This is a genomic window from Steroidobacter sp., assembly GCF_036406195.1.
GTDB lineage: Bacteria > Pseudomonadota > Gammaproteobacteria > Steroidobacterales > Steroidobacteraceae > Steroidobacter.
Window position 1 is genome coordinate 33,850 of sequence record NZ_DASWVW010000007.1, and the last position, 14,511, is coordinate 48,360.

11 protein-coding genes are annotated in these 14,511 nt (G+C 62.9%); 1 reads left to right on the forward strand and 10 read right to left on the reverse strand.

The features are described from left to right. Window positions 1-23: 23 nt before the first annotated feature. Genes VGE08_RS02280 through VGE08_RS02320 form a run of 9 tightly spaced genes read right to left on the reverse strand, consistent with a single transcriptional unit; the run spans window position 24 to window position 11,414 of the window. A complete protein-coding gene (locus VGE08_RS02280; protein WP_331066228.1) occupies window positions 24-1,163 on the reverse strand; it encodes a thiolase family protein in 1,140 nt (379 codons plus the stop codon). Continuing rightward, the gene (locus tag VGE08_RS02285) at window positions 1,160-1,600 is read right to left on the reverse strand and encodes a Zn-ribbon domain-containing OB-fold protein (RefSeq protein WP_331066229.1); all 441 of its coding nucleotides are present in this window, start codon (window positions 1,598-1,600) and stop codon (window positions 1,160-1,162) included. The genes VGE08_RS02280 and VGE08_RS02285 overlap by 4 nt, the downstream gene beginning before the upstream one ends. Further along, window positions 1,597-3,180 (reverse strand): ATP-dependent acyl-CoA ligase, encoded by a 1,584-nt coding sequence (locus tag VGE08_RS02290; RefSeq protein WP_331066230.1) that lies wholly within the window; start codon window positions 3,178-3,180, stop codon window positions 1,597-1,599. Before VGE08_RS02290 ends, VGE08_RS02285 begins: the two co-directional genes overlap by 4 nt. An 11-nt stretch (window positions 3,181-3,191) precedes the next feature. Further along, window positions 3,192-5,273, reverse strand: a complete 2,082-nt coding sequence (locus tag VGE08_RS02295; protein WP_331066231.1) for a hydantoinase B/oxoprolinase family protein — start codon at window positions 5,271-5,273, stop codon at window positions 3,192-3,194. A 15-nt stretch (window positions 5,274-5,288) separates the two neighbouring features. Continuing rightward, complete coding sequence (locus tag VGE08_RS02300) at window positions 5,289-7,439, reverse strand: hydantoinase/oxoprolinase family protein (RefSeq protein WP_331066232.1); 2,151 nt, start codon at window positions 7,437-7,439, stop codon at window positions 5,289-5,291. A 13-nt stretch (window positions 7,440-7,452) separates the two neighbouring features. Beyond that, window positions 7,453-8,352, reverse strand: coding sequence for a hypothetical protein (locus tag VGE08_RS02305; protein ID WP_331066233.1), 900 nt, complete (start codon window positions 8,350-8,352; stop codon window positions 7,453-7,455). A gap of 5 nt (window positions 8,353-8,357) precedes the next feature. Next, on the reverse strand, window positions 8,358-8,693 hold the full coding sequence (locus VGE08_RS02310; protein WP_331066234.1) for an acetone carboxylase subunit gamma: 336 nt from the start codon (window positions 8,691-8,693) through the stop codon (window positions 8,358-8,360). Next, window positions 8,690-10,717 carry a hydantoinase/oxoprolinase family protein gene (locus tag VGE08_RS02315; protein ID WP_331066235.1) on the reverse strand — a complete coding sequence of 676 codons (2,028 nt, stop codon included), beginning with the start codon at window positions 10,715-10,717 and terminating at the stop codon, window positions 8,690-8,692. Before VGE08_RS02315 ends, VGE08_RS02310 begins: the two co-directional genes overlap by 4 nt. 28 nt (window positions 10,718-10,745) lie before the next feature. After that, on the reverse strand, window positions 10,746-11,414 hold the full coding sequence (locus VGE08_RS02320; protein WP_331066236.1) for a TetR/AcrR family transcriptional regulator: 669 nt from the start codon (window positions 11,412-11,414) through the stop codon (window positions 10,746-10,748). A gap of 186 nt (window positions 11,415-11,600) precedes the next feature. Here VGE08_RS02320 and VGE08_RS02325 point away from each other — a divergent pair, with 186 nt between their 5' ends. Next, window positions 11,601-12,035, forward strand: a complete 435-nt coding sequence (locus tag VGE08_RS02325; protein WP_331066237.1) for a hotdog fold thioesterase — start codon at window positions 11,601-11,603, stop codon at window positions 12,033-12,035. Between the two features lie 104 nt (window positions 12,036-12,139). On the opposite strand, the gene VGE08_RS02330 is transcribed toward VGE08_RS02325, so the two are convergent. After that, window positions 12,140-14,431: a TonB-dependent receptor gene (locus VGE08_RS02330; RefSeq protein WP_331066238.1), complete on the reverse strand. Its 2,292-nt coding sequence runs from the start codon at window positions 14,429-14,431 to the stop codon at window positions 12,140-12,142. Window positions 14,432-14,511: the final 80 nt, after the last annotated feature.

Here is a 14,511-nt window from a genome sequence, read left to right on the forward strand (position 1 = left end):
GTTGATACCCGCGCGGACCCGCGTTACGTAGACAGGATCGCGACCGTGCAGGACTTCGTGTCGCCTGCCTTGTCGCCGCCCATGCACTGGGCGAGTCCGATCCGACAACCATCGACCTGTCGAGCACCGGCTTCACCGCGCAACTGCGTCACCAGCTCATGAATCTGCGCGAGGCCGGTTGCGGCCACGGGATGGCCGCGGCTCAGCAGTCCTCCCGAAACGTTGACCGGCACGCGGCCACCCAGGGAAGCCGCGCCCGATGCAATGAACCTGCCGCCCTCTCCCGGAGCGCATAGTCCGAGACCTTCACAATGCAGCAGCTCGGAAATCGTGAACGCGTCATGGCACTCGACCACATTCACATCCTGCGGACCGACCGAGGCGCGCTCGTATGCCAATTGCGCCGTGAGACGATCGGTCTCCCAATGCGCAAGATCGACGGGGCCTTCGTAATCGCCAGAGGTCAACACGAGGCTGCGCACACGGATCGCTCGTGGCAGGCTGGCGGCAATGCGATCGCTTACAAGTACGACAGCGGCTGCGCCGTCCGCAGTAGGACAGCATTGGGAGCGCGTGAGCGGATCGGCGATCATCGGAGAATCGAGCACTTCGGCAATCGTCGTCGGCTTACGGAACATCGCATTCGTGTTCAGCGCCGCGTGCACGCGGCTCTTCACTGTGACACACGCCAACTGTTCGGCGGTGGTGCCGAATTCGTGCATGTGCCGAACCGCGCGCAACGCAAAGCTCGCGGGAGTTACCAGACCCAGTTGCGTATCGAGCTCCGTCGAGCCCGAGTCGATCAGGCCCAGTTGCGGCACGCACATCTTCTCCGCGCCGATCACCAGCGCGGTGTCCACTTCGCCCGCTTCGATTGCCAGGCGCGCCAGATACAATGCAGTCGAGCCGGAGGTACAGGCATTCTCGACGTTGACCACCGTAATGCGGTCGAGTCCGAGCGCCGCGCAAACGTTCTGTCCGATCGTCGTGTCGCCGAACAGGCGAGCGCCAAGCGCGTTCGCAAAGTACGTCGCCTGCACGCGATGCTTGGGAATGTTCGCGTCTTGCAGCGCCTGCAACGCGGCGTCGACGCCCATTGAAACAATGGTGCGGCCTGGCGCGGGACCGAAACTCGTGATACCGATTCCAGCGACGGCGCTCATGCGTGCTCCACCGGCGCAATCGCACGAAAGAACGGTCGCAGGCAGCGCTCGCCGCTGGCGTCTACGCCCAACTCAGCGATATCGAGTTGCACATGGCGGCCGATGCTCAAGGGTTGATTCTCGTGCCCATCGACCAGCATGAGCACGCGCAGCGGCGCATCATCGAGATCGACGTATGCGAGCCCGTAGGGTCGCGGCAATCCAAGCGGAGGCTTGGTGCGCACGAGCGTGGCGCTGTGCACCCGACCTCGCGATCCGAGATTCACCCGTGTCAGCGGCGCCTGGCAATGGCGACAGCGTTGCGTCCAGGGAAAACACAGCTTGTCACATCGGTCGCAGCGGCCGCCGATGAGATACGGCGTAGATGCCGGCGAGGCACTGAAGCCGACGATGTCATCGGCGAACAACTTGATCGGCAGCGCCACCTGCGTGCTCATGATGCATTCCCGGTCTGTGCCAACCGGTCCCAAGTGTCCGCCGTGACGCCGGCACGACGCAGCTCGAACTTCTGCACGCGTTCAGTCGGGGTCTTGGGCAATGACGCCAGAATGCGCACATAGCGCGGAACCATGAACGCCGGCATGCGATCTTCACACCACGCAATCAACTCGGCAGGCGCCAACCGTCTACCCTCGCGGAGCGTTACGCAAACCAGCACTTCGTCCTCGCCGATTTCTGCCGGCGCTGCCACCGCGGCCGACTCGAGAACATCAGGATGCGAGCTCACGACGCGCTCGACCTCCCAAGAGGAAATGTTCTCGCCGCGCCGGCGCAGCGCGTCCTTCTTGCGGTCGACGAACCAGTAGTAACCGGCCGAGTCGCGCTTCAAGTAGTCGCCCGTGTGGAACCACAGATCGCGCCACGCCTCGACGGTGCGATCCGGCATTTCGAAATACTCCCGCAGCATTGCGTTCGGCAGCAGCGGGCGTACCAGCGCTTCGCCCGGCGTGTCATCCTCGACCGGGCGGCCTTCGTCATCGACCAGCCGCACTTCATACCAGGGATGAGGCCGTCCGCAGCTGCCGGGAGGCGTCGTGGTTCCATCGGTGATCAGCGGGATGCCGATCTCGCTCATGCCGTAGCCTTCGAACAGGCGCACGCCAAAGCGCTGTTCGAATTCGCGAAACAGTCCCTTCGGTGCACCGGCGCCCATCATCACGCGCAGTGGATGATCGCGGTCCGCCGGACTCGGCTCGGCTTTCATGAGTATCGATACGATGCCGCCGATGTAGTTGAACTCGGTGCAACGGTGCCGTCGTATGTCGTCCCAGAACTGGCTCGCCGAAAAACGCCGTGCCAGCACCACCCGTGCCCCGGCGAGCAGCGCTGGCACGGTGGACAAAAACTGTGCGTTGCCATGAAAGAGTGGCAGCGCGTTGTAGAGCACGTCCTCGCTCGTGTAGCCGACCGTGCGCGCGATGATCTCGCCGATAATGAGTGGATACTGCTGAGGCAGCACTGCTCCTTTCGACGGTCCCGTGGTGCCCGAAGTGAACAGGATGGCGTGAGGAGAATCGGCAGAGACGGTGACGCCCGGCAGTGCGTCTTGAGACACATCCTCCAACGCATGCACCTTCACGCGCCCCGAATGCAGCGGCGCGCCGTCCAATATGATCGCCTGTTCCAGATTGGTCAGCTGCTCGATCAACGGTGACAACTGCGGCCAGAACGCAGCCTGCGCCACAATCGCGCGGCACTTCGCCTGATCCAGCACATACGCCAAAAAGTCGCCCTTGTGCGCGGTGTTGACCGGCACTTCCACGGCCCCGAGCATCGAGCAGCCAAACCAGGCAAACAAATATTCCGGACGATTCGCCATCATGAGGGCGACACGATCGCCGTTGCGCACGCCGATGGCGTGAAGACGTCCAGCCATAGCGCGCGACTGCTCCACGACCTGCGCATAGGTGAATCGCTGTTCCTCGAACACCAGGAACTCGCGGTTCGGATGCTCCGCCGCTCGCGCAAGCAGCAGGTCATGAACCGTCACCTCGCTGGTGAGGATCGGGCGCGGCATGATCGGCTCGCTCACAGATTCACCGCCTTTGGCAACGCCGAACGCATTCCCTCAGCCGGATCTGGATAAGTGCCGTAGTAACGCAGTATCTCGGCCGGCGGTCGCTGCTTGGACCAGTCGCGTACGAACTCTGCATACGGCCGACCGCGCTTCAGGCGGGCCTTGCGCATCTCATCTCGACGCTCCTTTGTGGCCGCCTCATCGAGCCGTTGCGTTTGCGCTTCGACGATCACGCCGTATACGCGCTCGGCCGCCCACTGTGTCACGAGCCCCGAACGAAGATCGCGAGCCACTGCCTGCGGTTCGCGTTCCAACGGATCGCCGTACCCACCGCCGCCGCCCACTGCGATGTAATAAGTGTCACCGTCACTGAAGGGGCGCACCGTCATGTTGACGTCGTGGAAGTGGCGATCGCCGGATTCACGATTGTCCGGGCTGTAGACTTCTTCCAGCGTCGTCGGCCGCGCATGATCGCCCGACGCCAGTAGCTCTCCCATGTTGCTGCCGTGCACGTACTGCACGAACGTGGGTGGAACGGCATAGCCGCCGAACAATCCGAGCGTGGTCGGAAAACGAGCGCCGGCGCCCATCGCACCGAGCGCCAGCACTGAAGATCCGTGAACCTTCAGTCCAACGCCGACACCAGCGCCGCCCCGAAAACGGCCGTGCCCATATGACGTGTTGAAGAAGTTCCGGAACAGATATAGAAACGGCCGGTCCTCCTCGGTCGTCTCCACGTCGCCGCAATCGCTCATGGTTGCGAAAAACGCGCCGGCGGCATCCACGCCGTCGAGATCGCATCGCGCGCCGCCACCCGTTGCGTTGATTTCCGGCGTGATATCCGCAATTGGTTCGCCCTTTTGATTCACGCCGCCAAACACAGGAATTGCAAAGCCGCTGTACCAAGCAGCTACCGCGCGAGCCGCGTCATAGCTGTAAGTCATCCGAGCGCCGCAGAGGAATACACCTTGTGTAAAGCACACCTGCACCAGCGGCGCGAGTGACGTCGACGTGTCGCCTTGCGCGTTGACCATCGAGTCTTCCGGGAACTTCCAATCGATGGCTTCGAGCAGCCCGTTATTCGCGGGCAGATCGTGAAACAGCCAGCCGCAGAAATAGACGCATGACAGGCCGATGATGCCCTGGAAAAAGCTGTTGATGGGCCGATCCAGCGCCGCCGGCGAGGTGCCCTCGAAATCCATGGTGATGGTCTCGCCGCGCTTGATCACGGTGAGATTGATGCGTGTCAGTCCCGGATCTGTACCGACTGAATCCAGGAAGCGCGGTTGACGAAACACACCGTCGTTCAACGCCGCGACCTTGCGACGCGCCGCCTCGCCAGTCATCTTGAGAATGCGGCGCAAGCCGCCGATGACGGCATCGGCACCACGCTCCTCGACGACCTCGACGATACGTCGCTGCGCGATGCGGACCGCCGCCAGCCGTGCCTTGATGTCGAGGATCATCGTGCGCGGGTCACGCGTCATCGCGGCCAGCATATTGAGAAGGTCTTCCTTGAGCTGATAGTTCTCGCCGATCTTGATCGGTGGAACCAGCAGGCCCTCGTCATACTTGCTGCGCGCCGAAGGCGACGTGCCGCCGGGCTCGTTGCCGCCCGCCTCGCCCGTGTGGACCGCGGCGCCGATGAAACAAATCAACCGGCCCTCATGGAACACGGGCACGGCCAGGCCCATGTCGGCGTTGTGCACACCGGCATAGAACGGATCGTTGTAGAAGAAGCTGTCGCCCTCGCGCACTCCCACCGAGGGCTCATCGACCCAGTGCTTCACCACATACTTGAGCGGGATCTGTCCGAGCACCGCATGGTGGTAGATGCCGGTCGCGCATACGGCGAGGTCGCCCTGGCACGTGAAGATACCGAACGCCACATCGCCGAAGCGCATCGCGGTCGACGCGCCGAGCTTCATCGTCGTCTCCTTGCCCTCCAGCGCGATCATGTGGATCTTGTGACGGAAGATCTCGAACTCGACTTCATCCAGCAGACCCATGCCGGCCTGCTCTTCGGCTGTGATCGGTTCCGGGCGCAGCCGTTGCACGACTTCGTGATCGCGACCATAAGCTGTCTGGCTCATCTTGCAGCTCCCGTATCAGATCTTGGTCAGAACGCCGACGCGATGGGCATCCAGCGCATAGCGCCAGCCCGGCTCGATGACATAGGTGGTGTGGCGCGACTCGACGATGGCCGGACCGTCGAGCACGTTGCCGGGCCGCAGCTTGGCCCAGTCCCACACAGGCGTATCGACAAAGCCGGTCTTCGGGTCCCAGTAGACAGGCCGCTCGCCAGTGCGGGCTGCCGCGGGAGGCGTTGCGCCTTCCAGTGGTGCCGCGTCGATCTGTATCGGCGCACGCCGCACGGTCGCGGTGAGATAAAACGTTTCGACGTTGACGCCGCCACTGGCAAACGTCGCCTCTGGCGAATAGATCTGGCTATATCGATGCTCGAACGCGGCGCATAGCGCTTCAACGTCGGCGGATGAACGCAGCTTCAGCGCCGGCCACTCGACGCGAGTCAGCTTGTACTGACTGCCGTACCGCATCTCCAGCTCTAGCCCGATCGCGATATTGTCGGGCTCGTAGCCCTCGAGCTTGAGATCGGCGAGCGCCAGCGTCTGCAGCTCGCTCACGATCGAGTTGAATCGTTCCAGGTCTTCCAGATAGCGGCGCTGTCTCCAGTTGAAAAGTTGCAGAGTGCGCGAACGCTCCCACACCTCTCGAATCGGCATCGCCGCCGCACCAAACGCGCCGAATACAGGGGACTGCGGCGGCATCAAGATGCGCGTGGCGCCCGCATGCATCGCGTAGCCACATGCATGCGCACCGCCGGCGCCACCACAGGCAAGCACGGCGAAGCGCCGCGGATCATGGCCCTTCAACGCGACTTCATTGAACACCTCGTGGCCCATCTTGGCGTCGACCAGACGCCGTATGCGCCACGCGGCCTGCATTGGATCGAGCCCGAGCGGATGAGCGACGTGCTCCTCGATGGCAGCGCGGGCAAGCTCGACATCGATCAACATCTCGCCGCCGAGATAGTTGTCCAAGTTGTAGATGCCGAGCAGCACGTCGGCGTCGGTCACGGTTGGTTGCTTGCCGCCTTGGTCATAGCATGCGGGCCCCGGCATGGAGCCTGCCGACTGCGGCCCGACCTCGAGCGCGTTGCCCAACAAACGATTGATCCACGCGATCGAGCCGCCGCCGGCGCCGATCGATTTCACCTCGATCGCCGGAATGTTGGTACGCCAACGGTCAATGACGGGAATGAAGTCGTGCGCGCGGATCGCGCCGTCCTCGATCAAACCGATATCGAACGAGGTGCCGCCCATGTCCGTGAAAACAATGTCGCGGTCGCCCGTCATGCGGCCGAGCGCAGCCGCGCCATGCAACCCGGCGACCGGGCCGGCGTTGTGAGTCAGGATTGCACGCGTGCGCGAGGATTTCTTCGTGCCGCCGGTGTTGTGCACCAAGGTCAACGGCCGTTGGTAGCCCTTGTCTTTCAGCTCGGTGCCGAGCCTGGCGATTTCATCGGCCATCAAGCCGTGAATGTAGGCATTCACGGTCGCCGTCATCGTGCGCGTGTACTCGCCCGATTTCGGCGACACGTCGGAGGACAGAATCACCGGCATCGAGCCCAGATAGTCTTCCGGGTATTCGGTATTGATGATGTCACGGATCGCGCGCTCGTGCGCCGGGTTCGCGAACGACCACAGCAGCGCTACTACGAAACCCTGCGCGCCGCGATCGACGAGCACCTGCAGCTTTTCTCTGACCTCCTCCGGATCGAGCGGCGCGACCACGCGGCCGGACCAGTCGACGCGTTCGTCTATGCCGACCACCATGTCCCGGGGAATCAGCGGCTCGGGCTTGGTGATGCGCGCCAGGTCCCGCCCTTGGGTCCAGCCCAGGCCATCCGCCCAGCTGCGGGCGCGGCCTATATATATAGTGTCTTCGAATCCTGCCGTGGTGATCAGCCCGAGCTTCGGACCGGTGCGCTCGATCAGCGCGTTCGTACCCACCGTCGTCGAGTAACGTAGCGAGCCAACCTGACCCAGAAAGTCACGCAGATCCAGTCCGGCGTCCCGCGACAGCTGACGCATGCCGCGCATGAAGCCGATGGACAGATCGTAATGAGTGGTCGGAGTCTTGGTCAGCAGCGCACGGCCGCTCGCGTCCGAACCGTAGAAGTCCATGAAGGTACCTCCCACGTCGACGCCCACCATCCAGGAACTCATCGAAGTCATCGGACCCCCACCGTCATGCGGCACCAAGGTCGGCTACGAGCCGGTGCAGCGATTCGATATTCGTCTGCGCCGGCAGCTCGCCGACGTTCATCAGTAACCAATTGGCGCGGGGCAAATCGTTGCGTGCAGATGCCAGACGCGCGCGCGTATCAGCGCCATCCTGCAAATTTACTGGCACGCCGATCAGATCGACCGCCGCCGCCGCGGACGCAATCACGTTCGGCAGCGGTAGTGAGCCGTCCGCCTTTGCCTTGACGATCAGCGCCTGCGGTTGCACGAGAACAGCGGCATCGATCGACGCAGCGTCGCCGGACACGGCAAGCCCGAGTGGCACATCGAAATAGCGAGTAACGTTGCGGAGCGTGCCGATGGAGCGGCGGTACGCCGCTGGGGGCGGTGCAGAGCACAGCACGTCGCCTTCATCGAGCAGCAACAGGTCGGGTCGCTTGTGGCACACCGCCTCCGCCATCTGCACGAGCACTTCCTTCAGCCGTGCGAGCACTGCATCTTCTAGCGAACCCGACAACAGCGAACACAGTCGTGCCGGTCCAGGAATGCACGCGACGATGGCGCCACCCGAGCGGTCCGCCTGCGAACGTTCGAGCGTCTCGATGAAGGCCGCCCAGCGTGCGGTGGAACGCAAGCTCGGCTTGGTATCAGCCAGGTTCGCTGGCTGCGTATCGAGTGTCGCCCAATCGACTGCCCCGCCTGCGGCTTCGAGCGCGATGCAAGGCGAGCCACCGAAAGCCGCTGTCTTCAGGCCGAGCAAGCGACTTGCGGCGCGGACCTGCGTAGACCACTGCCCTGCATCTGCATACAAAGCCGGCACGGATATACCGGCAAGGCGCGCCGCCAAAGGTTCGGCGAACGCAAGCAACGGCGGCAGGCCAGCAAGCAGTCTTTCGAGTGGCATGGGAACTACCGCTCTGCGTGCTTCGCTCTCAGAGCATCGATGTCCAGCTCGATGTCGCGCGTGAGTGGATGGCCCGGCGGCAAATATTCGTTCTCGACCATGACGCCGCAACCGGGGCAGTAGAACTCGATCAGCCGGCAATACTCTGCGCTCGGAGTAAAGCTGTACGCAGCGCCACCGGTGATGGGCGCATGCACCTCCTCCAGCGGCCGTTCTGCAACCAGACAACCGCGCTTGTAGTCTTCACGTGCCGCGCCGAGATCGTGATTGCAGCGCTCGCAACGCCAGCGCTCGCCCTCGAGGTCCACGACCAGATATTCGGTGATGCGCACCCGAGTCATGACGCCGCCTTCGCGATAGTCGCGTTGTCGTATTGATCCACCTCGATGCGCCAGCCTGCCTCGAGCCAGATCGTCGTTTGCACCGAGTCGATGAGCGCCGGCCCGGCAATCACAGTTCCCGCAGACAGCGATGCGCGAGGGAACACCGGAACGTCATGCCAACCATCTGCGCTGAACACACGGCGCGTGCCGCTCGGCCTGGCACCTTCACCGGCCGATGCTCGTCGCGCGCTCAAATCGATGTGTGGAGTCGGTGCGCTGACGAACAACCCGATCGAGTTCAGCGTGGGCTCACCTCGCACGCCCATGCGCGCGAGCTCCGCTCGTGACTGATCAATGAGCGATGCCCATGCTTGGCGATCCGCATAGGCGCCGGGCTGTGCATGCAACAGCACCTCGCGACCCTCGCGGTCGCCGCTGCCGCCGATAAGCAAATGCAACTCATAAGCGAGCGACTTCGCAGCCAGCCCCTCGCCTCGCATGTCGCGCTCAGCTTCGCGACGCATGGCTTGCTCCGCGGCCGCCAGCGGGGCCGGATCGAAACTGCCATCCAGCGGCACATCGAGGCGCCGATAGTAAAGATGGCCTACGTCCATCAGCGACGATGAGAATGCACTGAACACGGCGGAGAACGGCGTGAGCACCGTGCGCTGGATGCCTGCAATGCGCGCAATCGAGCAAGCGTGCAGCGGGCCCGCGCCGCCGTACGCAACGATAGCCAGCTGCCGCTTGTCGAGATCCGCCGCTGCTTCTGCGACTCCTTCGCCCATCATGCGGTCGACTTCAGCTTTGATCGCCAACGCCGCCTGCTCGATCTCCATGCCCAGCGGCCTCGCGATGTGCTGCTCGATTGCAGCCCGGGCGCGTGACACGTCGAGGTGCTGATGTCCGCCGAGAAAGTATTCCGGATCCAGCAGGCCGAGCACCACATTCGCATCCGTGACCGTTGGCAACGTGCCGCCACGGTCGAAACACGCCGGTCCCGGCATTGCGCCAGCAGAGTTCGGGCCGACTTTGAGCGCCCCGTTGACGACAGAGGCGATCGATCCGCCTCCCGCCCCCAGCGCTCGAATCGACATCATCGGCAGATTGCAGGGAAACCCCTCGACGTCCGCTTCGAGTGCCAGATCGGCCCGCCCATCGCGCACCACGCCGATATCGAACGACGTGCCGCCCATGTCCGTCGAGATGACGTTCGGAAATCCATACAACCGCCCCACCGCGCGAGCGCCGAGCAAACCTGCGGTCGGGCCGGAGTTATAAGTGTTGATTGCACGCGTCTTGGCGACGCGAGCGGCGGCACCGTTGTTGTGACCGATGAACAGAACGCCACGGTACTCTCGCTGCCGCAGATCCTCTCCTGCCTTGTACAGGAGACGTGCCAGCTTCCCATGGATATACGCGTTGATGACCGCCGTGTTCACTCGTTCCGCGTAGCCGCTGCGAGTCGAAACATCGGAGGCAAGAAACACCGGCACGCTGCCGAGATAGTCGCGTGGATACTCGCTCTTGATGATTTCACGAACCTGGCGCTCGTGCACCGGGTTGCGCTCCGAGTTTGCGAGTGCGACGACCAGCGCGCGCGCTCCACGATCGATCAGAGATTGCGCCGCCGTGAGCACCGCCACCGCTGTCGGGGAGCGCTCTGGAACTCCCGTGGCGCTCATCTTCTCATCGAGCCCGCACACCAGATCGGCTGCGACCAGCGGTGCGGGAGCGTCACCCCGCTGCGTCGGCGCCAGCGACTCTGCGCCGGCAGTGACAATCAGGCCCAGCTTGGAGCCGTCGCGTTGGATGATGGTGTTCGTACCAATCGTGTTACAGAAGCGCACGATCTCCGTGTCGCCCAGCATCGCCTCCACGGAGATGTCGAACGCTTCGGCGCAGGCGCTGATGCACTCGCTGAAACAAACCGTCAGGTCATGCGGAGTGGTGGGCACTTTCACCGTGCGCACATCCTGACCTCGTACGACGATGCCGTCGGTGAACGTTCCGCCGGTGTCGATATCAATCGTAAAACCCATGCCACCCCCAAACACGGCCCGATCGCTGTTATGCGCCGTCGGCCTCGGCCGCATGCGGTCCGCGCATGCCGTGCAATATGAACTCGACGATCTCCTCGTGCGTCTCCTCGATCGACACACCGGCAATTCGGTCCTGCCAGCGCAGGTGCCAGTTGATGACGCCGAGAACGTTGAACGCGAGCACGCGCAGGTTGCGCGTCGCAATCAGACCGGCGCTCTTCAACTGCGCCAGCTGGGTGAGATAGATATCGAGAATCTCTTTCTGTATCTGTCTGTTGATCCGCTTTCCCGCCGGCGACAGGCGCTCCTCGTCGATGAAGAAGATCTTCGCCTCGCGCCGGTGCCGTACCGACTCTTCCAGGTGGACGCGCACCAACCGCCGGAAGCGCGCCAGGCCATCGCCCTCACCTTCGAGCGCCGAACGCAGGCGCGCCGGCATGCCTTGCACCGAGTACTCGAGAATGGCGAGCCACAGCGCTTCCTTGTCCGCAAAGTAGTGATAGACGTTGGAGACACTGCGTCCGGTCAGTTTCGCGATGTCTCGAATGGATGTGCCCGCATAACCGTTGGCCGCGAACAGCTCGATCGCTGCCTCTATCAACTCGTCGCGCTGCTGCTCGCCGCGCTGGGTGATGCTGACGTCCGTACTGGCAGTCGCGCTGCGTCGCGTACTGGTGTTGGTAGAGCGGCTTCGCATGGCGGATACCATATAGAACGATCGTTCTAGTCGTCAAGAGGAATGTCTGACTGTGCCGAACGAGAGGGAAATTTCCCTCTTTTTTCCGCATATTCCGGGTTCCAGAATGCTGCGCCGCTCTGGCCTGGTTAGAACGACCGTTCTATAGTAGCCCGGCGGCCAATTACCCCCGGGAGGCACAAATCGATGTCGCAGCAACAACTTGCAGAGAAGGTGATCGAGCGGCTGATGGCGGCGGACGCGCGCATCAACGCTCTGCTGGGCCTGACCCTGGCATCGATCGAGCCAGGCCGGGCGTCATGCCAGCTGACGGTCCGCCTCGAACTGGTCAACAGCCACAACTTCTGTCACGGAGGCGTGATCTTTGCCCTCGCCGACACCGCCCTCGCTTATGCCAGCTGCTCGACGAACCGTAGCGGTGTGACGCAAGCCGCCAGCATCAACTTCATACGCCCCGCCAAACTCGGTGACGTACTCACCGCCACCGCGGTCGTCGAGCAGGACGGCCGCCGCGCATCCGCTTGCAGCGTGCGTGTGACGAACCAGCTGAATCAGCTCGTTGCGTTGGTGACAGCGGCCAATCTACGTTTCGATGAACCGGTGATCGAGCTGGAGAGCTGAGATTGCTCTTCGCGTGATTAAAACGGCCGTTGCGCGCGTCGGGCAAGGCCCTCGACGCATCGCTCGCCATCGGGCGATGCGTCGAGTTGCAGCGAGACAGCTCGTTAGAAGTCGATGCGCAACGAGGCACCGTACGAGCGCGGCTCTCCCGGATACAGCGAGTACGTGAGGAACTGGCTCGCACCCGACAGGCCGCCGACGACGTAGCTCTTATCGAGCAGATTGCGACCCCACAGCGACAGTTGCCACTGTCCGCTCGACAATCCGCTGGCCACGCCGACTCGCGCATTCAGCACGCCGTAACCATCAACGCGCGAGAATTGCGAATTGTCCGCAGTGGCAAACACGGATGAGCGCCAGGCGTAGTTCAGGTTGGCGAGCAGGTCGAAACGGCCGATGCGATGCTCGTAGCCAGCGCTCGGATTGATGACCCACTTGGGTGCGCCAACAACTTGCTGGCCGGTGAGGTCGCACACCGTTGCGCCCTGAACGCTGCGCTCCGCGGCGCAAGGAGCGTTGCGATAGTCACGATATTCCACATCGTTGTACGACGCGTTCAAGGCGAGAGTGACGCCCGCCAGCGGTGCCGTAGAGATCTCGGTCTCCACACCGCGCGAGCGGACCTTGCCGACGTTCGAGAGCACTTGTTGCTGCGTATTCGTCACGGGCGACAATTCGAGCGTCGTCGCCTGATAGTCGGTGACATTCGTCCAGAACAAGTTCGCGTTCAACTGCAGGCGATCGAACAGCGTGGACTTGAAGCCGAGCTCGAAGTCGGTGGCCTCTTCAGGCTCGATGTACAGCGATCTCACCGTCAACCCCGGCTTCGGCAGATCGGGATTGATGCCGCCGGACTTCGCGCCCTGCGACACGGACGAATACAGCAGCAAGTCAGCAGTGACCTTGAGCGAGCCGCTCAGCAGCAGCGACGTCGTGTCATCGCTGCGCTTCAATGTGCCGCTTTCATAGTAGCCAAGCGCAGCTTCGATGCCAGGGGCCCCGCCGACAGGCAGATTACGACGCACCCAGGTCGACTTGTCTTCCCGGGTCTGGCGCGCACCAAAGGTAAAATCCAGGCGCTCGGAGGCATGCCACGTTGCTTGACCGAACACGGCATAGCTGTCCGTGGTGAGCTTCTGATCGATCTGACTCACCGCGTTCGCCAGTATCGGTCGCCCCAGGAACAGGCCGGCATCCGGTCCGTACTCGGTCCTTTGCGCATTGTCTTGACGCTGATTGAAGTAGTAGAGACCGGCGACGTAATCGATCGGCCCGCCGGTCGGCGAAGCCAGACGGATCTCCTGGCTCCACTGTTCGTCGTCGACATATATCCCGCCGCTCAAGGCGCTCAGCGGCGTGAAATCACCATCGTTGGTCGGCTGGAACCACCAGCTGCGATAGGCCGTGATCGAGGTGAGCGTGTGGCCGCCGCCGAACTGATAGTTCGCTTCGACCGAGCCCCCGCCCTGCCGCACATCCATCTTCGCCGGGTGATTGTTGAAGGTCGTGCGATGGTCGGGATCCAAGTAGAGCGGCACACCCAGCTGCGCAAAGCGCGTTTTGACCAGTGCACCATCGTTCGGGCCGAGGCTGTACAGCGTGTTCACGCTCGCATCGGAATGCTCTTCGTTGTAGTCGCCAATCACACGCACCGACAGCTCGTCGCTCGGGCGGTACAGGAGCTGACCGCGAAAGCCGGTGCGCTCGAAGCCATTCAAGTTCTTGCCCGTCGTGAGGTTGCGAACAAAGCCATCTTTGGAAGAGTGCGCGAACGAGAAGCGGCCCGCGAGTGTCTCGGTGAGACCGCCCGAAACCGCACCGCGCACCTGATAGAAATCGCGATTGCCGACCGAGGATTCCAGCTGCGCCTCCGGCTCGAACGTAGGCTTCCGCGTCGACACGTTGAGCACGCCGGCCGTGGTGTTCTTGCCGAACAGCGTGCCCTGCGGTCCGCGTAGCAAGTCGATCTGCTCGACATCGATCAAGTCGAGATTGGCCATACCCGGTCGGCCCAGATACACGTTGTCGAGATACACGCCGACGCTCGCTTCGAGCGCATCGTTGGCTGGATTGTTGCCGAGACCACGGACGGCGATGCTGGTCTGGCGCGGGTTGCCGAAGAACACATGCGTGCTCGGCAGATTGCGATTCAAGTCTTCGAGGCGGAAGTCACCGTTGCTCTCGAGCGCAGCACCCGACAAGGTCGCGATCGGAATCGGCACGTCCTGCGCGCTTTCCTCACGCCGTCGTGCAGTCACGGTCACCGACTCGATGCCGCCAGCCAAATCGGCGGCAACCCCCGCCGCCTGCGCATATGCGAGATCCGGTGCGGTGGCAATCAAACCAATGCTCGCCAGGCCCAGCCCGACCTTTATCGCCGATCGAAGTACCTTCATTGCGTCCTCCCGATATTTCCGATTGTTCTCAAGAGGCTGACGAAGATATAACCACGCCCGTAACAAATCGCTCGCTGGCC